This is a genomic window from Chryseobacterium sp. HNCC26DJ241 (genome assembly GCF_057180505.1).
The window spans coordinates 26,223-45,251 of record NZ_JBXUGL010000027.1 but is presented as its reverse complement, the minus strand read 5'-3'; the positions used below and the strand labels follow the sequence as shown (position 1 = coordinate 45,251).

The 19,029-nt window shown below is 35.2% G+C and carries 27 protein-coding genes and 1 pseudogene; 22 read left to right on the top strand and 6 right to left on the bottom strand.

The window, feature by feature from the left end; translation table 11 throughout:
• Positions 1 to 228: 228 nt before the first annotated feature.
• From AC2A1C_RS12350 to AC2A1C_RS12340, 3 genes are all read left to right on the top strand, one after another.
• Positions 229 to 3,792, top strand: a complete 3,564-nt coding sequence (locus AC2A1C_RS12350; RefSeq protein ID WP_484026039.1) for a hypothetical protein — start codon at positions 229 to 231, stop codon at positions 3,790 to 3,792.
• A gap of 195 nt (positions 3,793 to 3,987) precedes the next feature.
• A complete protein-coding gene (locus tag AC2A1C_RS12345) occupies positions 3,988 to 4,281 on the top strand; it encodes a hypothetical protein (RefSeq protein ID WP_484026038.1) in 294 nt (97 codons plus the stop codon).
• Between the two features lie 152 nt (positions 4,282 to 4,433).
• Positions 4,434 to 4,769 carry a hypothetical protein gene (locus AC2A1C_RS12340; RefSeq protein WP_484026037.1) on the top strand — a complete coding sequence of 112 codons (336 nt, stop codon included), beginning with the start codon at positions 4,434 to 4,436 and terminating at the stop codon, positions 4,767 to 4,769.
• Positions 4,770 to 4,866: 97 nt separating this feature from the next.
• On the opposite strand, the gene AC2A1C_RS12335 is transcribed toward AC2A1C_RS12340, so the two are convergent.
• Positions 4,867 to 5,460, bottom strand: a complete 594-nt coding sequence (locus tag AC2A1C_RS12335) for a hypothetical protein (RefSeq protein ID WP_484026036.1) — start codon at positions 5,458 to 5,460, stop codon at positions 4,867 to 4,869.
• A 58-nt stretch (positions 5,461 to 5,518) separates the two neighbouring features.
• Between AC2A1C_RS12335 and AC2A1C_RS12330 the strand changes: the two genes are divergently transcribed.
• Entirely contained in the window at positions 5,519 to 5,743 is a 225-nt protein-coding gene (locus AC2A1C_RS12330) for a hypothetical protein (protein WP_484026034.1), read from the top strand.
• Positions 5,744 to 5,823: 80 nt separating this feature from the next.
• Here the strand turns inward: AC2A1C_RS12330 and AC2A1C_RS12325 are convergent, their stop codons facing one another.
• The 3 genes from AC2A1C_RS12325 to AC2A1C_RS12315 form a co-directional block, all read right to left on the bottom strand.
• A complete protein-coding gene (locus AC2A1C_RS12325; protein ID WP_484026033.1) occupies positions 5,824 to 6,162 on the bottom strand; it encodes a hypothetical protein in 339 nt (112 codons plus the stop codon).
• Positions 6,163 to 6,276: 114 nt separating this feature from the next.
• The gene (locus tag AC2A1C_RS12320; protein ID WP_484026031.1) at positions 6,277 to 6,507 is read right to left on the bottom strand and encodes a hypothetical protein; all 231 of its coding nucleotides are present in this window, start codon (positions 6,505 to 6,507) and stop codon (positions 6,277 to 6,279) included.
• 3 nt (positions 6,508 to 6,510) lie between these two features.
• A complete protein-coding gene (locus AC2A1C_RS12315; RefSeq protein ID WP_484026030.1) occupies positions 6,511 to 7,089 on the bottom strand; it encodes a type IV secretory system conjugative DNA transfer family protein in 579 nt (192 codons plus the stop codon).
• A gap of 647 nt (positions 7,090 to 7,736) precedes the next feature.
• Between AC2A1C_RS12315 and AC2A1C_RS12310 the strand changes: the two genes are divergently transcribed.
• From AC2A1C_RS12310 to AC2A1C_RS12230, 17 genes and pseudogenes are all read left to right on the top strand, one after another.
• Entirely contained in the window at positions 7,737 to 7,976 is a 240-nt protein-coding gene (locus AC2A1C_RS12310; protein WP_484026029.1) for a hypothetical protein, read from the top strand.
• The gene (locus tag AC2A1C_RS12305; RefSeq protein ID WP_484026027.1) at positions 7,976 to 8,581 is read left to right on the top strand and encodes a hypothetical protein; all 606 of its coding nucleotides are present in this window, start codon (positions 7,976 to 7,978) and stop codon (positions 8,579 to 8,581) included. Before AC2A1C_RS12310 ends, AC2A1C_RS12305 begins: the two co-directional genes overlap by 1 nt.
• A gap of 74 nt (positions 8,582 to 8,655) precedes the next feature.
• Entirely contained in the window at positions 8,656 to 9,240 is a 585-nt protein-coding gene (locus AC2A1C_RS12300; RefSeq protein WP_484026026.1) for a hypothetical protein, read from the top strand.
• Between the two features lie 30 nt (positions 9,241 to 9,270).
• Positions 9,271 to 9,705, top strand: coding sequence for a hypothetical protein (locus AC2A1C_RS12295; RefSeq protein WP_484026024.1), 435 nt, complete (start codon positions 9,271 to 9,273; stop codon positions 9,703 to 9,705).
• 20 nt (positions 9,706 to 9,725) lie between these two features.
• Positions 9,726 to 10,055 (top strand): hypothetical protein, encoded by a 330-nt coding sequence (locus AC2A1C_RS12290; RefSeq protein ID WP_484026023.1) that lies wholly within the window; start codon positions 9,726 to 9,728, stop codon positions 10,053 to 10,055.
• A 29-nt stretch (positions 10,056 to 10,084) separates the two neighbouring features.
• Positions 10,085 to 10,297 (top strand): hypothetical protein, encoded by a 213-nt coding sequence (locus AC2A1C_RS12285; RefSeq protein WP_484026022.1) that lies wholly within the window; start codon positions 10,085 to 10,087, stop codon positions 10,295 to 10,297.
• Entirely contained in the window at positions 10,294 to 10,515 is a 222-nt protein-coding gene (locus AC2A1C_RS12280; protein ID WP_484026020.1) for a hypothetical protein, read from the top strand. Before AC2A1C_RS12285 ends, AC2A1C_RS12280 begins: the two co-directional genes overlap by 4 nt.
• 70 nt (positions 10,516 to 10,585) lie before the next feature.
• A complete protein-coding gene (locus AC2A1C_RS12275; protein WP_484026019.1) occupies positions 10,586 to 11,140 on the top strand; it encodes a hypothetical protein in 555 nt (184 codons plus the stop codon).
• Between the two features lie 117 nt (positions 11,141 to 11,257).
• On the top strand, positions 11,258 to 11,668 hold the full coding sequence (locus AC2A1C_RS12270; RefSeq protein WP_484026018.1) for a DNA adenine methylase: 411 nt from the start codon (positions 11,258 to 11,260) through the stop codon (positions 11,666 to 11,668).
• Positions 11,669 to 11,689: 21 nt separating this feature from the next.
• Positions 11,690 to 11,932 (top strand): annotated as a pseudogene (locus tag AC2A1C_RS12265) (DNA adenine methylase); the annotation flags it as partial.
• Positions 11,933 to 12,041: 109 nt separating this feature from the next.
• A complete protein-coding gene (locus AC2A1C_RS12260) occupies positions 12,042 to 12,203 on the top strand; it encodes a hypothetical protein (protein WP_484026017.1) in 162 nt (53 codons plus the stop codon).
• A 12-nt stretch (positions 12,204 to 12,215) separates the two neighbouring features.
• A complete protein-coding gene (locus AC2A1C_RS12255) occupies positions 12,216 to 12,395 on the top strand; it encodes a hypothetical protein (RefSeq protein ID WP_484026016.1) in 180 nt (59 codons plus the stop codon).
• 88 nt (positions 12,396 to 12,483) lie between these two features.
• Positions 12,484 to 12,669, top strand: coding sequence for a DNA cytosine methyltransferase (locus AC2A1C_RS12250; protein WP_484026042.1), 186 nt, complete (start codon positions 12,484 to 12,486; stop codon positions 12,667 to 12,669).
• A gap of 195 nt (positions 12,670 to 12,864) precedes the next feature.
• Entirely contained in the window at positions 12,865 to 13,371 is a 507-nt protein-coding gene (locus tag AC2A1C_RS12245) for a DNA cytosine methyltransferase (protein ID WP_484026041.1), read from the top strand.
• Between the two features lie 614 nt (positions 13,372 to 13,985).
• Positions 13,986 to 14,414 carry a recombinase family protein gene (locus tag AC2A1C_RS12240; protein WP_484026040.1) on the top strand — a complete coding sequence of 143 codons (429 nt, stop codon included), beginning with the start codon at positions 13,986 to 13,988 and terminating at the stop codon, positions 14,412 to 14,414.
• Between the two features lie 141 nt (positions 14,415 to 14,555).
• Positions 14,556 to 15,122, top strand: coding sequence for a recombinase zinc ribbon domain-containing protein (locus AC2A1C_RS12235; RefSeq protein ID WP_484026015.1), 567 nt, complete (start codon positions 14,556 to 14,558; stop codon positions 15,120 to 15,122).
• A gap of 12 nt (positions 15,123 to 15,134) precedes the next feature.
• On the top strand, positions 15,135 to 15,449 hold the full coding sequence (locus AC2A1C_RS12230) for a hypothetical protein (protein ID WP_484026013.1): 315 nt from the start codon (positions 15,135 to 15,137) through the stop codon (positions 15,447 to 15,449).
• A 227-nt stretch (positions 15,450 to 15,676) separates the two neighbouring features.
• On the opposite strand, the gene AC2A1C_RS12225 is transcribed toward AC2A1C_RS12230, so the two are convergent.
• Positions 15,677 to 16,069 (bottom strand): helix-turn-helix domain-containing protein, encoded by a 393-nt coding sequence (locus AC2A1C_RS12225; RefSeq protein ID WP_484026012.1) that lies wholly within the window; start codon positions 16,067 to 16,069, stop codon positions 15,677 to 15,679.
• A 119-nt stretch (positions 16,070 to 16,188) separates the two neighbouring features.
• Here AC2A1C_RS12225 and AC2A1C_RS12220 point away from each other — a divergent pair, with 119 nt between their 5' ends.
• A complete protein-coding gene (locus AC2A1C_RS12220) occupies positions 16,189 to 18,753 on the top strand; it encodes a T9SS type A sorting domain-containing protein (RefSeq protein ID WP_484026010.1) in 2,565 nt (854 codons plus the stop codon).
• A gap of 6 nt (positions 18,754 to 18,759) precedes the next feature.
• Here the strand turns inward: AC2A1C_RS12220 and AC2A1C_RS12215 are convergent, their stop codons facing one another.
• Positions 18,760 to 19,017 carry a helix-turn-helix domain-containing protein gene (locus AC2A1C_RS12215; protein ID WP_484026009.1) on the bottom strand — a complete coding sequence of 86 codons (258 nt, stop codon included), beginning with the start codon at positions 19,015 to 19,017 and terminating at the stop codon, positions 18,760 to 18,762.
• Positions 19,018 to 19,029 lie beyond the last annotated feature (12 nt).

Below are 19,029 nucleotides of genomic sequence, written 5' to 3'. Positions count from 1 at the left end.
TAAAAAAATTATAGTAGAATATTCACGTCTCCTTTTTAAGGACTCAAAGGAGTAAACCTGTTTTGTTTCGTTTTAACATTACAAAGGAACTTTTATCTCCTTTTTTTAAGCCACAACGACTGCATTGCCATTGCAATGGGATTGCAACGGATGTTTAATAACTTGATTATTAACACGTTATATCTGTAATGAATTTTTTATATATTTGATTGAGAAAAAAATTCAATCATGAGCATACAAGTACTGAGAGATAATGTTTATAAGAAATCCGAAGCGATATTAGTGGGCTATGATCAGATTGAGGATGCAGATTTTTCATCAATTCACAATAAAATTGTGGAAGCGTTTGGAACTGAACTCAAAACAGTATTTAATTCGTTCTTGTTAGAAATTGCAAATGAAACTCTTACTGATACTGAGAAGAGGAATATAATTAAGCGTTACAAGGACGGTTTTTCTTCAAGTTATTTTAAAAAAATATTTAAAGATGATCCTCAATTTCTCTACTCGGATAATTATAAAAAAGAGAGCATAAACAAATGCATGGTTAAAGATTTTCGTACTACCAGAAGTTTTTTGTTTGAAAGTAACAATGACCTGACTCCCAAATCATTTGATTTTTATTGTGTGTTTTTAGGTAAGCCGGGTTGGAATAGTTGGTTGGAGGACTTTAGCAGAGCCCCTTACAAACTCATAGTCAAGCCTAATCCTGAAGATAATAATTCTACGGTAATAATACATGAGGTAACAAACCCTAACAAAGAACTCAATGCCATACCTAAAATTGAAATTGAGAAATATGTTTTAAGAATAGGAATTATAGAAGAAATTTTTGATTTGATTCATAAGCAGGGAAAGAGAAAATTTTCAGTTACAGGAATATCTGGAGAGGGAAAAACTTTTTTAGTTAAACATTTTGTACAGCATTATTATGATTCATACAATCATATCATTTGGCTTGACTGTTCAAAAGGATTGCTTCATGCTTTTACTCATAGGAAAGGAATCGGACTTTTAAATAATTTGGGATTGGCAGATAAGCACCGATCTTTTGAAAAAGAAGAAATACAGGCCGAAGACCTCTTGCATTATATCACGAGTCGGTTACGAAATATAAACGGAACTAATTTGTTGGTGTTAGACAACGCCGATGAATCGGTCTATGATTATGAAGATGAAATCCACCTCAATGAAAATTGGAATATTATTGTTACTTCACAGGAAGTTCTGGATGAGTTTTATGATTTCCGTGTACCTGCTTTTTACAAGGAAGCTACGGAACTATTTTATAAGCATTATCATGGAAAAGAAGATACTGATATGCTTCTGCCATTACTATCAGCTATTGAATATCATACGTTAACAATAGAACTGCTGGCAAAAACAGCCCAGCAAATGAATTTAAGCATTATTGGGCTTGTCAGACGGTTTAGAGAAAAAGGAATTAATATAGTAGAAAAAACAAAGGTTAATACCAAACACAATAAAGAAAGAGGATTATCTATAGACAATGTTGAGAAGTATTTGGAAATTGTTTTTGAAACCTCGGAATTAAGCGATGAAGAATGTAAAATACTTCTGAATATTGCTTTATTACAAGAAGAATCAATTCCTATAGATTTGTTTCAGGAAGTTTACCTTAATAATTCGTATGAAGAAAAAACAATAGATATTTTTATTCATCATATTAACATCCTTACTGACAAAGGTTGGATTCAGAAAGATGATGGAGGAATACGGCTGCATGGTCTAGTAAAAAGTATTATTCTCAAAAGATATGTGAATAGACATGATTTTTTTTATTCAACAATTCAATATTTAGAAGGGCAGACAAAAAATGATTTAAAGAAGTTAGATTACCTTGTGTTATCTGAATCTATTCTGGAAAATATTACTGGAGACGATATAGATGTAACCAACTTAGAAAAAGCTATTTCCTCAAGATATATTAGTCTTGGATTATATGAAAAAGCGAAAAAAAACGAAATCAGCTATTTAAACAAATTAGAAAAATTAGAAAAAACACCAGAGATTAGTATTGAAATAATGACAACATTATATAATTTACTGACAATTTCTAAAGCCAAGAAAAACTCTGGAGATGTTATGTCCTATAGTATTAGCCTTTATTCAGCTTCAGTTCGTAATAGCTCTGAGCGGCTTTTTTCAATGACGGATTTTCTTGATTCTTTCTTTAGGGAAAATAAAATTGAAAATATATTGGAATTTGAAAATAAAACGGATGTAATAATTTATCTCATTGCAAACGATATGTTATTGTTTTCACGTTCAAATATTATTGCAATGCGTGGAACAGCAGGCGGACATCTAAATAAAAAAATTGGAGAGTTAGAAGAAATAATTAGAAGCAGACAAGAAATATTAGATATTTTAGAAGAAAACATTCCTGAAAGGATGATTCTTTCGTTAAGAGTTTATAGAAATTTATTATTGAATAATGCAATACTTTTTAGTGAAATTGCATCCTATTATATTACCTTGAAAGAATATGATAAAGCTAAAGAGTTTATTGGAAAAGAGTTGGAAATTAAGAATAGAATATTTAAAGAAGACGACCCCTCTTTCTCATTTGCCTATCATCAGCTTACCTTAATCTATCTTAAGAGTGAAGATCTAGAAAAAGCAAATTTTTATTTAGAAAAGAACAGAGAGATTTGCATCACATTACCAACAAACCATCCTAGTATTAGTTTATTCAAAAATGATTCTTCTGCACTTAACAAAATAGAATACAAAAAAGGGCTATCAGAAAAATTAGAAACAATTATACAATCTAAATTCGATATTCTGTATAAGAAAAATAAAAACGCCACACTGCTGACGAAATATTATAGTACTTTATATTCCATATATTTTGAATACAAAATATATGGAAAAGCAAATGAATATGTTATCAAAGGACTAAATATTCTATCAAATTCAAAAAAGATTGATTATTATCAATTGGTTGATTTAAATATAAAATCGGGATTGTGTTATTTCTACTTGAAAGGTTTTAATAGGGCTTTGAAATCATATGATAAAGCCAAGGCTTTATACATCGAAAATAATTTAAATAATGATGATCTAAATAAAAAATTAGACGATTTTAAAGAGCTCCTTACAAAATTTGCTGTTCGTTCAAACCACATTCCCATAATTGAGAATTTAATAAAAGCAGAATTACATACACTGGAAAATAAATATATTCTCGCTTATTCAGATTTATCTTCAAAAAATAATTTTTCAGAAATAATAAATAAAATCCTGTTGGTTTTATATGAATACAATCGCCAATTTTTGAAAAATTTTATTAAAGAAAATGAAAGTAATAGTAAAGAAGATTTTTTCTTTTTCAAAGTATATCATGAATACTCCAACAGTATAATTAAAAATAACACCAGTAATAATAGTGTTATTACGTATATGGCTGAAATACGATATAAAGTATTAGAAGATTTTTATCAAGCAATTGTCCATCTATTTTTAAAGTATGAAAAATGGAGATTTGTTATTGAATATTGCAATAGAAAATTATTTCTGAATCAAAAATATTTTGAAGAATCAAAAACCTCAAAATCTATTTTTCATACAATAGGTTATTGTTACTATAAGCTAAAAGATTATGATTTAGCTTTGGAAGCAATTCATAAGGCGGTTAATATCTACAGCAATCTTGCAGAAGATATTAACAATAATAATGAAACAATGGAACAAATAAAAATATACCTAAAAGATGCATTAAATTTGGAAAAAGATATAAAAGAGGAATTGAAAAATTATAGAAAATAACATTGTTCCTATAAAGTTTTTTCAGTAGCTAAAATACTATTGACTTTTACTAATAAATAATTAAAGTGGGATATTTCGTTAAAAACGAAGTGGTTACACTGACCGCCTCAGCGTCAGGAAAACAAAATCCCACTAAAAATGAAAATTAAAGTAAAAAGCGTTGAAGTTGCCAAAGCAATTCAAACGATTACCCAATTGGGAGCGATAGCAATGCTTCCTAAAAGAGAATCTGAAACCGAGGAGCTAACTCCTGAGGAAATGAAAAGCATTGAGATCATCGTGCCTTTGGTCAATGAAGACAATAAGCACGAAGATGGATTTACCAACATTATTTTGGGTGAGATTGACACTCAAGAATCTCACGGATCTTGGCTATTCTGCGATGGAAAGAATCTTCCGGTTATCGTAGAACCTGAATTGTTCAAGAGTATTATGGTGTTGCGTCTGTTTGCAGAAAATATGGACATCATTACTTCTGAAGAAGAATAGTAAAACTGAATTGGTGTGTTTTGACACATCAATTTTTGAAAACAAAAAATCTCCAACAAAAATTTTAAAACCCCTTGCAATTTTTAAAATTTCAGATATACACACCCATAAAAACGATTAAGATTTTCATTAACTTTGTACAAATCAATCACATGAACGAAAAAAAAGCACTTGAAAAATTACAGTCAATGGCGGAGGATTCCAAAGATAGCCTCAAAAGATTTTTGGCGAAGGAAATCCTGACCTATGACGAACCATTGGATTTCTTTGCTTTGGCGAATAAATTTGGAATGGATACCATTTACCATTACGATTACGAGGATTTAAGCGAGCAGGAAATAGAAGAATTTTACAACACCTACTCTAAAGAAATCCTTCAAATACAGCAGGAAAGTAAAGTTGAACTTCAAACCGACAGAGACCGCTCTTTGTTTGCCCTTGAAAAAACCGCCGAAAAAATCAGTAAAGATTTGGACTTGGAGCTGTAAAATTTTCGGGATCAACCAATAAAAGAATCTTGTGTTTTGGATTTTTTTAATCAAATAGCAGTAAAAGAAAGGAGAGCTTTAACGGCTCTCCTTTCTTTTAAAACAGGTTTACACTTCCCCCATCAAACAATTCCCATCTATCAAAAACATTCTCTCTAACTTCCCCGATGGTTTTGAAGAGAAAATGAAGTCTGGCTTCTTTAAAACGTCCGTCCTCATTCAGTCTTTTCATCACATTGAGCTTGCTGTTTTCTGTTTCAAACACGCAAAGAATACGAGAGCCGTGATTCAGCCCGAACATTTTACTCGGTTGTCCTACGGATAAAGCTTTCAGATGATGCAGAAGAGATTTGTGAACTCTGTGGGTGTCATTTCCGTTAAAAACTTCTACAGCATACAGTTCCTTTCTTTTGGGAGTTTGAATCATGCACAAGGCATCGGCAATCAGATGCTCATTCCTTGAAATGGTAATCGTCGATTCTGCTTTATAGCCTCTTTTCTTTGCCGAAGTACCTTTATCAAAATAGGCTAAAAAAATGAGCAACTCCCAATGATGATCGGAAGACTGCTCTTGTAGGGCGATATGGACATCGACAGTAGTTATTCTATGCACATAATCTTGTTGAAATAAAACGCCTTTTCCTTTTGGAAATCTTACATGATCATCAAAATGAAGGCGCTCTTTAATCAAACTTGCTCAGTAGCTTGTCAAATGATGGACGCTCTCCAGTCTTCAAAATCTAGGACTTGTGCCAAACGTAACGGAGCCAATCAATGATTTGTTCCAACTCCTGAGTTCCGAAATCTGTTTGTTGAGATTTGCCCTATCCGTCATTATTCCCAGACGAAGCATTTGTCATGAGGTTAAAAATTTATATCTCGCCAATTGGGTAAGAATTTTCTCTTGGGTTGGAGAAATGGTTCTGAAAAATAGTCTTTTGGTAATCATAGTTTCTTTGGGTAAAAAAAAATAAAGAGACGAAAATCCGTCTTGTATTTTTATAACAAGAACCAATTATAATTTAAACTCGGGTTTGCAATTCGTGGTGGACTCTCACTGGTTTTGGGACGAACTTGGTTTTTTGCTTACATGAAGCGTATCAGAAACAGAATCTTTTGTCGAGAAATCATCACTTACATTTTCCTTATCGTTAGTTTGCTTCGTTTGGTATGAATCAGAAGATATTGTTCTATAGAGTGTTGAATCATCCAATAGTATCTTTTTGATTTCCTTATAGCTCATCAAATATTTTTCCTTGCCCTGAGCTTGTCGAAGGGTTGATTTTTTAATCAGAAAATCCGGACTTCTCATCCTTTTGGCGGGATAATGATCGTATTTGAGATAAAACCAAAACGGGAAAAGACTTTGCAGTTGCTGTATGGGAACGCCCAAATCTCCAGCCTGTGCCTTGAGTGCTGAGATTCCATTGATTCACACCAGTTTTACGGCAGTATTATTGAGGACAGTTTCTTTTAACGATACTGGAAGTTGGTTCACGCTTTGGGTTCACACAATGAAATGAAGTTTAAATTTTCTCATTTCCGAAAACACCGTTTCCATACTTTCAGAAGCAAAATTGTGGAACTCATCCACAAATACATAGGTAGGTTTTCTGGTATATTGGGGTTCATACGTTCTTTGCAGGGCAATACTCACGAGTGTTGCCGAGATAAATCTTCCGAGCACCTTACTCGTATCGTTTCCTAATTTTCCTTTGCTGAGATTAAAAATAATCACTTTTCATTGTTTCATTAAACTTTTCAGATTGAATTGGCTTTTGCCGTTCATCATATGGTAAAAACTGTAATTGTTCTGCAGATGCTGTAATCTGGTATAGATTGCCAGTTTGGTGGGTGCATACTTTTTCTTGAGGAATGCGGTTTCAAAAAACTGGCGATACACCGAGAACGAAGATTTTTTCCCAAGTTCCACCCAATGCTCATTTTGGGTATCATCCATAAAGACTTGTAAATCCTGCAATCCACATTCTCCTTGTTCCAGTAATACCGAAAGACAGGGTTTTAAAATGGTTTCCATTTGGAGCGACAATCCTGCTTCTGCAATCAATTCCGAAAAGGTTTTGGCAAATTGTTGGGAAAGTAAGTCAATCATTGTCGGATCAGAAACCTTCTGTCGGAATGGGTTGATACAAGGGATTTTTCCTTTCTCCCGATGTGGATCGATGTAGACAATGCGTTCAGGTTTTAATTTATTCAAACGAAATTTTAGAATCTCTTCTGCTAAATCTCCGTGAGGATCTAGTAGGATTAAGCTGTACTGCTGTTTTCGATGCGACTGGTATTGCAGTGTATAAAACAATGATTTGAGGTACACTGATTTTCATGAACCTGTCCTACCTGTGATAAGAAGGTGTCTTCTTAACGATTCCACTGGAATTGGCAGAACAGGTTTGGGACTAAAAAATAAAATTTCAGGGACATTTTTAAATGATGGTACATTTTTTTGAGTTTCATTTTTCAATTTTTTATGGAATAAAGCGGAGGTGGTACATATCTTTTATTTTAAAAATTGCAAGTCCTTTTCAAAAACAGTCTAAAAATGTCAATATACTGACCCGTACCGTTATAACTACCTTTATGACTACCTTTTTGGCTACCTCTAAAGAAGGTGCGAAAAGCCCCATTATTGCAAGGAAATACGCTCGTTTTCGTTTGCAATAATACCCTCATTTCTCCTATTTCTATACTGTATTTTCTTTATCTCTAAAATAAAAAAGTGTAAAGTCAATATTGACCACATTCCCTTGCATCCGGAACAAAAATCCATAGAAGCACCATCGCCGGCAAGACCTACCAGAACATCAAAAATAAAAATGTAAAGAATTAAGAAGTGTAACAATGTATCAGTTTAACAATTTAACAATCAATCGAAAAGAAACTAAAAACCATCAACCAACAACAATCAACAGACAACCAATTATTAATCCTTTAAAATCTTAAAACAAAATGGAAAACAAAAACGAAATCAACAAAACCGTCAGCTTGGATTTGACGACTATCGACTCTAACATCTTCGCTATTATGGGAGCTTTCTCCAGACAGGCAAGACGTGAGAAGTGGACGCAACAGGAAATTGATGCCGTCCTCGAAGAAGCCAAAAGCGGAGACTACGATCATGCGATTGCTACCATCTGCGATTATTGTGACCCTGAAGACGACTTTAACTCTGAAAATGAAGAAGACTAATGGGAACAAGAAACTTAACCGTGGTGGTACACAACCAAGAAGTGAAAGTCGCCCAGTATGGGCAGTATGACGGATTTCCCGATTCATTGGGAATTAAGCTGTTAAAATTCTTTAGCAATCCTAAGAACACCGAAAACCTGAAAGAAATTCTACCCAAAGTTCGCCTTTGGAACGAAAAAGACCAAAAGCTACAGGACGAATTTCTGGAATCGATCGGTTGTACCAACGGAATACTTAACGACAAGCAGAAGGAAGAATTTAAAAAGAAGTATCCTTTCCGCTATCGTGAACGCTACGGAAAATTAACCGAAGGGCAAATCTTGGAAGTATTATTAGAGTTTCATCATCTTGATGAAATCGCAACCACCGATGCGTATGATTTTGCTTCCGACAGTTTGTTCTGTGAATGGGCGTATGTAATTGACTATGATAAAAATGCTTTTGAAGTCTACAAAGGTCTTAACACCTCGGGAATTTCAGAAGAAGACCGTTTCTTTCCTCTCTATGATGGAGAAAACGATTATTATCCTGTCAAAATCTTGGCTTCATTTCCTTTGGATCAACTTCCCGATGAAAACGAATTTTTGCTTCAATGCTCAAAGTAGTAAGCAGTAAGCAATATGCAGTAGGCTTTAAGCCCTAACTTCTAATGTCTAATCTCTAAAATCTTTAAAAAAAAATGAACAAAAACAAAAACCGCCTTTTGGTGCAGTGCTTTATGAAAATGCTTCAGCAAAGAATCGAAAGAGACAAAGTGGAAACTCTAAGTCCTGTATTCGGTAACATTCTAAGTAAGGAAGAACTTCAACACATTTTGAAGTGGCTGTACTTGGATAAAGTGCCTGAACACTACGATTTGAAAACGATGAGCAGACAAGATATATTGGAAGCCATCGGAGACGATATTCATATTCTGTCGTATTCCATCGAAAAATGGAAGAAAGAACTGAAAGAGAAAATCACGCCACAGAAAGTCTATGACGTTCTTTGTCAGCTCCAACTCGAAACCCATTATCTGATGACCAAAATATTGGCGGATTGGGATGAGTATGACCACAGCAATTTCAAGGCACTTTGCCGAAAGGCGGGAACTCCCGAACCGCTTTATGCCGTATTTGAATCTTCTGTGCTAGAAGAGGACAAATATATTTCTGTTCCTCTTTCCAAATATTATGCTACCGAGTGGGAAGCTGCATCTAAAAAATCGCTTCTCATTTCGGAAGAACAGTTTGAAGAACATCAGCTCCAGATCCTAAGCCTGTAATCTTTTATCCAATTATTTTATAAAACAAAAATGAAACAATCATATTTAGAATTTTACGACAATCTGGATAAAGCCAGAGACAGGGCTTTATGGCTGGAGTTTGAGTACAGAAATATTCCCAAACACTTTATGGTGTTTGACGGACCAGAAAATAATTTCGCTGTTGCCGATTTACAGACGGCAGAAGAAATGGACATCCACAGTCATCATTATTCCCTTCCCGAAACCTACGAACACCTTTCGTATGAGGAACTGAAGGAAATATCCCGTGATTCACAAATGCTCTCACATTGGGAAGATTTGCTCGGCAAGTTTTCTGTAATGGAAGGAGAATTATTGCGTTTTGTCCTGCAATATAAAGTTCCGCTCGAAAAAATCATCCGTCACGAGTTGGCAAACCGTGGTTTTGACCAAAATGGACAATGGATTGGCTTTAATGAAGCGGAAAAGTATTGGACGAAATAAATCAATGTAACAGTTTAGCAATGAGCCAATTTACCAATGCTGAATTTGTTGTATTGTACAATTCATCAAACATCATCAATCAATTATCATTTATTATGGAAATCGACCCTAAAAAAGTTCCAGTAATGAAGAACTATTGCAAAACCTGTCCATTTAAACCCAATTCAAAAGGAAAACGGCAGGATGAAAAACTAGCCAATGAAGTGGTTGCAAGAACGCTTTTTCAAGCCCACCAAATCTGCCATGGAACGGAAGGCGAAAACAGAGAGCCAACCCACCGCTGCAAAGGTGCTTTTGATCATAACCTCGAAATCTACAAAAGATTAGGTTGGGATGATTTGGTGGAATAATGAATTAAAATTCAAAAACGTAAAACAAAATGGAAAATAAAAAATTCGTAAAGCAAATCATGATTCTTGATGCCGAGATGCACCAAAATTATCTTGAAACTTTTGTGGAAGAACCTTTGAATTTTCAGGACTTTGTCAATTTTGAACTCGGAAATCTCTTTGATGAAGATCGGAAGATCGAGCAGATTATTCCGAATGAAAACGCAACCCAATTTGTCATCATTTATTCTATAAAGCTATGATGATAAAAGGAAACTATGTGTTTATCTATGTTCACTTTGTTATTCTCCAAAAGGCTCCGAAATTGGGAATGGATTACATTGTATGTGATCCAAAACCTTTTTATAAGACCTACAGAATGGCAAGAAACACCAGAAGAGCACTTATCGAAAACGGAAGTCTTTCCGAAGAAAACTCCAAAGTTGGCGGATTTCAAATCCTTGCGATTAACCTTAATTAAATTGCGTTAAGCATTAAGCAGTAGGCTTTAAGCTCTATTGTCTAATATCTAACCTCTAATATCTAAATTTATGAACGAAAACAAAACGGCATTGTTGAAAATATTTTCAACGGTGCTCAAAGACAGAGTTAAATCTGAACCTCAGTATCAATCCATCAGTACGGAAATGGTCAAACATTTTTCCCGAAAAGAATTGATCGAAATTATTACCCACAACTTCGAGGGCGAAGTTCCATCGGAATTCAACCTCGTAGAAATGGAAAATAATGAGCTCCTGCAGCTTATTGGAGATGATTTTAAAATTATTTCTTATGTGATGAGCAGGTGGAGCAAAGAAGTATCACAACTTCCAACGCTTCAAGAATGGATGCATTCTAAAGTCCATTCGTCTCCTGAAAAGGAAACGGAAGAAAATTCTGAATTAAAATCAGAAAACAAAGAAACAGAAACATTGGAGCATACTCCAATATCGGAAAAGGTTTCGGAACATCCAGATTCTATCTCTACAAAAGGAACTGACAAAAAAGTTTCGGAATCTCCGAAGCATTCGGATGTATCATCTGAAGACAAGAAACTGGAAGAAAAACCATCTTCCAAAAAATCTGAAAAGGCAAAGAATACTTAGCCTTTAACTATTAATATCTAACAATTAACCATTATCAATGGCTTGTTTTGACAGGCCATTTTCATTCGAAAAGTGAGATTCTTACATATTTTTATTTTGTAATTGCCTTAAAACAAAATGACAAAAGCAAACGAAGCCAGCCAAAACAAGCCTAAAGTACTGCTTAAAACTCCAATTAGTTATTATGGTGGTAAGCAGAATATGCTCAAACACATTATCCCATTAGTTCCTGAACATAAAATTTACATAGAACCGTTTTTCGGTGGCGGTTCACTATTTCGGGCGAAAGAACCCGCCAAATGTGAAGTGATTAACGATGTAAATATGAATCTGGTTAACTTTTATCAGGTATTGAAAAATAAAGGAAAACAACTCGAAACCAAAATAAAAGATACGCTCCACAGCAGGGAAACCTACAAAAAAGCCATGCTGATTTACGATTGTCCTCGATTATTTGCCGATGATCCTGTAATTAGAGCATGGGCAATGTACGTAGTAACCAATCAAGGCTTCCTGCATCGTGTCTGATCGTGGGGCTTCGACAAAGAAAAAAGATCCTCCCAAGTATTTAAAAATAAGGTGGATTTATTTGGAGCTAATCTAATTGATAGAATCCGCTATACGCAGATCGAGCAAAATGAAGCCTACAAAGTCATCCAGAGCAGAGACTCCGAAAATGCGTTTATCTATTGTGACCCTCCCTACATTAACACCAACTGTGCTCATTATTCCAAAATGTATTCTGAAGATGATTTTAAACGTGATTTAGAAGTTCTCGCAAACATCAAATGAAAATTTTTACTCTCCAATTATCCTTGAGAAATTCTCAATGCCTACATCAAAAAATACAACCGATATGTAAAAACATTTGACAAACCTTTGTCAGCCAGTCACAACAATAATGCGGGAAAATCAAGAAGGAAAACAGAGGTATTGGTGGCGAATTATCCGATTTAATAATGCAGCAATGTATCAATTTACCAATGTAGCAATGAATTGTACGGATGCAAAACTTCCAGCATCCAACTTCCAACTTCCCGCTTATGACCATTTAATTCCCTAAAACAAAAATGAAATGAACACTTCAAAACCCAAATATAATCATCCAAGAAAAAATACCACATTCCGTAAAATCAAACCAAGAATGAAACAGAGAGTCTTTAAAAATGAAGAAATACCCATTCATAAAATCAGAAAAGATTACGAAAAATTTAAAGTACAACCGAAAGCTCCAAGATTATCCACCTCCCCATAATCTGAAAGTCTTTTGAACTTTTGTTGGCGGCGGTGGCTCAACGATGGGATACAAACTCGCAGGATTCCATCATTTGTGAGGAGTAGAAATTGATCCCAAAATGGCGAAAATTTATCAAAACAATCACAAACCTACATATTTTTACCTCGAAGACATCAGAGATTTTAATCTTCGTACCAATCTTCCCGAAGAATTATACAACTTGGATATTCTGGACGGTTCTCCGCCTTGCAGTGCATTTTCAATGTCCGGTAAACGTGAAGAAACCCGATGAAAACAAAAAATGTTCAAAGAAGGGCAGAAAAAACAAGTCTTGGACGAATTGGTTCTAGTATTCTGCGATACTGTAGAAAAATTAAAACCAAAAGTGGTTATTATGGAAAATGTTCCGTGACTGATTGCGGGTAGAGCCAAGAAGTATGCAATTGAAGTATTTGAAAGGTTGGAAAATTTGTGATACGAAGTTCAGATTTTCAGACTCAATTCAGCAACGATGGGAGTTCCACAAGCCCGTGAACGCATCTTCTTTATTGCGAGGAGAAAGGATTTGGAACTTCCTGACTTGCAATTGGATTTTAGCGAACCTCCTGTGTATTTCGGAGAAATTGCCGATAAAAATTCAACAACACATCCTCATCTCCGACCTTCTATCGTAAAAAGGCGACCTTTTGTAGAATACGGCGACCAGAACATCAAGTTTGCGGATGCGAAATACAGAAATATCAATACTTTTAATGCATTCTTCAGTACGTATATTTTGTATGATAACATTGTTGCACCCACTTTGACTTCAAGCGGTGCGAATGTCTATTACAACGAAGTCCGCAATCTCAATGACACCGAATACATCCGCATCAGCAGTTTCCCCACCGATTTTGATTTCTGCAACACCTCCGTCCGTTTTGTTTGCGGAATGAGTGTTCCGCCATTAATGACAGCAAGGATTGCGGAGGAAATCAGAAAACAATGGTTTTGATAATGTACCAATATAACAATGTATCAATTTACCAATAGAGCAATATATCAATGAATTATATTGATGTACAAAGTAAAATGTAACAATTTCTAAATCTCTTAATTCTTAAATTTTTTAATTGATTAAAACAAAAAATAAAATGGATATGGAAAAAGAAATAATAAAAGTCAGAAAGATTCTCTGAAAAGAATTTGATGAGATTATTCCGGACGAAACCGTCAAACTGATGGTGTATTCCTTTAAAATGATGGCAAAAATCATCATCAGAAATCTTGAAAACGGTCATCATCCCATAAAATAAACGAAGAGTGGCTAAATCACTCTTTTTTCGTATTGATTATTACATGAAAATCATTATCATTTTACCGAACCAAAGATTTATATTATGTTTTATCATATTTTCTTATACCATGAGCAAAACAAAAAAGTTAAAAAAAACAGCTTCAACTTCCTGATTTTTTGTTACCCCAAAAACCGACGAAGAAAGATTTTGAACCAACAAACTCAAGGCAGTGATTTATGTAAGAGTATCCAGCGAAGGACAGGTCACCCAATGACACGGACTGGAATCACAGGAAACCATATGCAGAGAACGATGCCAAAGGCAACAGTGACTGGAAATTGAGGTTGTAAAAGTTTTCAGGGAAGAAGGAGTAAGCGGAAAGCTCATGGATCGTAAAGCGATGAATGAAGTCATTAAATTTTTAGAAATAGAAAATAAAAAGTATACCAAGATCCATTACTTCGTAGTGACCGATGCTGACCGTATCGCAAGACCCGATGATATTGCCGAAGCCTTTACAATGGAACAGAATATTGAAAGTTTAGGGGTCAAAATTGTAACAGTCAACAATAAAAGAGATACCGAAACCGATGAAGGAAAATTTCTTCATACTATTCAATATGCCATTGCAGGACTGGAACGCAGAAAAATACTAAGAAGAACCATGAATGGAAGACTCAGCAGTATGAAGAATGGATCACGACCTTTTCCAAAACCACCTTTGGGATACTTGAGAGAAAAACAATCTGGCAACAAATGATATTATGATGTTATTGATGAAATCAACTGACCTATTATTAGGGAAGGACTCGAATTGTACGCTTACAATCCTTTGTTCGGGCAAGCCCAATTGCATAGGTATTTAGCAGAAAAAGGTATTCAAGGTATCAAATCAAAAAAAATGCAGCATTTTTCGGTCATCGAACAAATGTTCAAAGAACACAGGTTGTATTTTTATGCAGGGTATATCTATTATCCCGACCGGGGAATCGATGAGCCTTTGAAAGGGAAACATGAAGGACTTATTTCACTCGATGTAGTAGAAAAAATACTGGAAAAAGAAGCCACCAAAATAAAAAGAGCAAGAGGATCCAGTATTAATCTTCATCAGGAAACCCATTTGCTTCATGGCATGGTTACCTGTAGCGGATGTGGAAAAAAACTGGGGTGTTATGCCAGCAGGGGAAACGGAGGAATATATTGCTACTATACGTGTAACAACAAATATTGCGAGGAAAGAATGAGCGTACCTAAAGAATTGATGGAAAAGCAGTTTGAAGAATATATCGACACCATGAAGTTACCAAAGCAGGTCTTCGATACCTTCAAATCTTACATTATAGAAGAGCGAAACGAAAATAAGAAATCGAAAATCACTGGTCTTCCCCAAATGCAGGGGCAACTTTTGTCCATAAAATCCAAGATGGAAAAGATAGAGGAAAAAATTCTTTCCATTGCCAACGAATGACTGACCAAAAAAATGGAAGCCGAATGGTCGTTACTGGAAACCTTACAGGAAGACCTTATTAGAAAGATTAATCATCAGAAAGAAGATGAAGACAGTATCGGAGAAACCTTATCCCAGATTGAATGTATTATCACGGATCCTGTCGGAATGCGAAAAAATAGCAATTATGAGATAAGACAGTTACTCTTTATGGTTCGGTTTGGTGGTGTTTTATATTATAAAAAAAATTCGAGTTACCGAACCAACGAAACCACAGGTCTGCATTACCTTTTCCAACTAAAATCAGGGGGTAATTCTACAATGGCAACACAAGGAGGTACAAAATGAAACCCGATAATCTTCTCAGAAGATGAGTTTGAGACGATCATTTCCGTGCTGTTGGCTCAAAGTAAATACATCCAGGCAATACATAATGTCTGCAAAATACGCGGATGGAAACTTTCACAATTTAAGCAATCTTAAAAATTGGAGAACTTTATTTTTATTATATGGTTTTGATTAGTTGTAAGCAAGAGATTTTAAAGAGTATAGGAATGAAACAAAAAGGAGAGCCATTAAAGCTCTCCATATTTTGATCTGTATTTCTGATTTTCCTTTTCGGATTTGTCGAGTAATTTTTCCATCAAAGCAATTTTATCTTCGTACAACTTTTTAATAAGATCAATTTCCTCAGTACTTGCTTCAATTATTATACTATTACTATTTCCACTTTTATCTCCTTCAATATTTCCAACACTATTAAAATACTTCTGACTATCGAAAGCGAGAATATCTTCGGGTTTCACTTCCAAAGCCTCAGCAATTTGAGCCAATTTTTCATCCGAAATTTTAGTTTCCCGTTCTATTTTACTGTATGCAGATTGGGAAATATCCAATTTTTCTGCCACAAATTCCTGTGTTAGATTTTTCAGCTCTCTGATGTTTTTTATTTTGTGTCCGAGTATCATAGTAATAAATTAGAACTGTTTTGGAATAAATTAGAAGTAAACAAAGGTAATAAAATCAGTGAGATGTATCGACTTTTGTACATAAAAATTTTGTGTGAACAAAGCAAAAATTCAAATTTATGATACAGAATAATTTTTTACGTTGCACCAAGCAAGCATTACTTATTGGTTTCCTCTTTATGTTCGGAAACTTTTTATTTTCTCAAAATCAAGCAGATCTGGACACCTCTTATCACAACGGCTTTCTCTCTGGAGATTGTTCCGTAGTTACTTCGGCAGTACAAACCGATGGTAAACTATTGGTAGGCGGAAACTTTACCAATTACAACGGAGCTATAGCCAATGGAATAGCCAGACTGAATGCTGATGGAACATTGGATGCTACATTTGTTCCCAACAACAATTCTGGTTGGAATTATGGAGCAGTATATACTATTGCTGTACAAGCCAATGGTAAAATTTTAATTGGTGTAAAAGGAGGAATTTGGAGAATGAATATCGATGGAACACCCGACACCACATTCGGAAGCAACGGATCTGGATTTGCTTCTTTTGCTACATCTACTACAAGCTATGTTTCCAGTATAGGAATCCAATCTGATGGAAAAATTGTTTTTGGTACGGCTTCAGGATATTTTGCTGATGCCGCTACCGTAAAAAGACTCAACAGCAATGGAACAATGGACACTTCTTTCCCTACTATTGACACCAGTTCGTGGGTACAATCCATCGTCATACAACCCAATGATAAAATTATTGTTGGGGGAACATTTAATTCATTTACCTATTCTCCAACACCTCCTAACTATACATATAATCATAACGGAATTATCCGCCTTAACGCAGACGGAACTCCCGACAACTCAAATATACTGCCCGATGTGGGAAGCGTTAATTCTATTTCTTTGCAAACAGATGGAAAAATAATAGTGGCAGGAAATGTAGGAACAACAACTCCCACTCAAAATATACTGAGAATCAATACCAATGGAAGTGTTGATACTTCTTTTACGATCGGAACAGGATTCAATAATGAAGTAAAATCAACCCAATTACTAGCTAGTGGCAAAATCTTAGCAGGCGGTTCTTTTACTTCTTATAACGGAGTTACGGTCAATCGAATTGCTTTGCTGAATGCAGACGGAACATTAGACACTTCCTTTTCCACAGGAGCAGGATTTAATAACAATGTATGGAATGTAAATCTACAGCCAGACGGAAAATTATTGGCTTTTGGCGGATACACTCAATTCAATAATCAGCAATCTACCAGAATTACCCGTTTACAGATGAATGGAAATTTAGATACTTCTTTTGTAACAGGATCGGGAATGATCAACAGAGGAACGGTGACTTGCTCTTATAAACAGGCGGATGGTAAAATGCTTATTGGAGGAGAATTTTATTATTTTGATAACGCTTCACATTCCAAACTAATACGACTCAATGTGGACGGAACTCTCGACACCTCCTTTATTTCGCCCTTAAATTCGGAATCTATTCCTTATACCATCAACCAACAAGCCGATGGAAAACTTTTGGTAGGAGGAAGTTTTTATATTAACAATCAGGACTATACACTCATCCGTCTCAATACAGACGGTACTTTAGATGCTACATTCACTTCAGCGTATGATAATTTAGTCAATGCCATTCTTGTATTAGCTGATGGTAAAATAATCGTAGGCGGAAATTCTGAAGATGGTTTCTCCGCAGTTTCGAGAGGAATAATGAAGTTAAACACCAATGGTTCAGAAGATACTTCTTTTGTTTGGGGAAGCGGATTTAACCTGTATTCGCAGGTTCGTGCTTTAAAGCTGACCTCTGATAACAAAATATTAGCAGGAGGAAGTTTTTCTTCTTACAATGGTCAAAACGCTGGAGGAATCATTCGGCTTAACATGGACGGAACACAAGACAACACCTTTAATAGCGGAAATATAGGATTGACGGGAACAGGACGGATTTACGATTTAGACATTCAATCCGATGGAAAAATTATAGCCGTAGGAAAATTCCGAACTTATAATGGAGCAACTGCAAATGGGATTGTTCGTTTACTTTCCAATGGAACGATTGATACCTCTTTTGTTACAGGGACAGGATTTCGTCCGCAACCCACCTCCCAATGGAGCAATGCTGTTTATGAAAATATTTACAGCGTGAAAATACAACCAGACCAGAAAATAATTGTTGGCGGAGATTTCATCCAATATAAAGGCATCAATCAATATGGACTCATCCGCTTAAACGCTGATGGTTCTAAGGACAGTAACTTTAATTCAGACACCCGTTTTCCTTTTGGAAGCATACTTAGAGCCGTAAATATCGACAGCACCAATAAAATTATTGCGGGAGGCGATTTTTCTTCCTACAATAATGTGGCAAGAACATCACTTATTCGATTACAAAGTTCAGGAGTGTTAGCAACTGGAGAATTTAAAAATGATATAACTTCCATTATTGTTTATCCCAACCCAACCTCTGAACTTGTAAACCTCGAATCCAAAAAAGGAACTATCAAAATTGCTCAGGTATTTGATATGAATGGGAAGTTAGTAAAAACTATAAGACCTCATTCAGATAAAGCTCAGTTTTCTGTTGAGGAACTTCCGAGTGGAATTTATCTTGTGAATATTCAGACGGATAAAGGAATTATAACATCAAAAATAATAAAAAAGTAATGAATTTTATTCCAGTCGTATCCCTCTAAGCAGTTCACATAATGAAATCTCAAGTACATAGCATATAGAGGCAACTGTAAAAATGGAAGGAGTTACTTTTCCTTTTTCGATTTTGTACATATATTGGCGGTCTTTACCAAGCAAAAGGGCAAGTTCGGTCTGCGAAAGTTTGTTTTTCTTTCGTGCCTTACGGATACGTTCTCCTACAACAATAGGGATTTTTTCCTTAAGTTCGAGGCTTTTATGTTCCTCCAGTTCTTGCATTACTGCAAAATG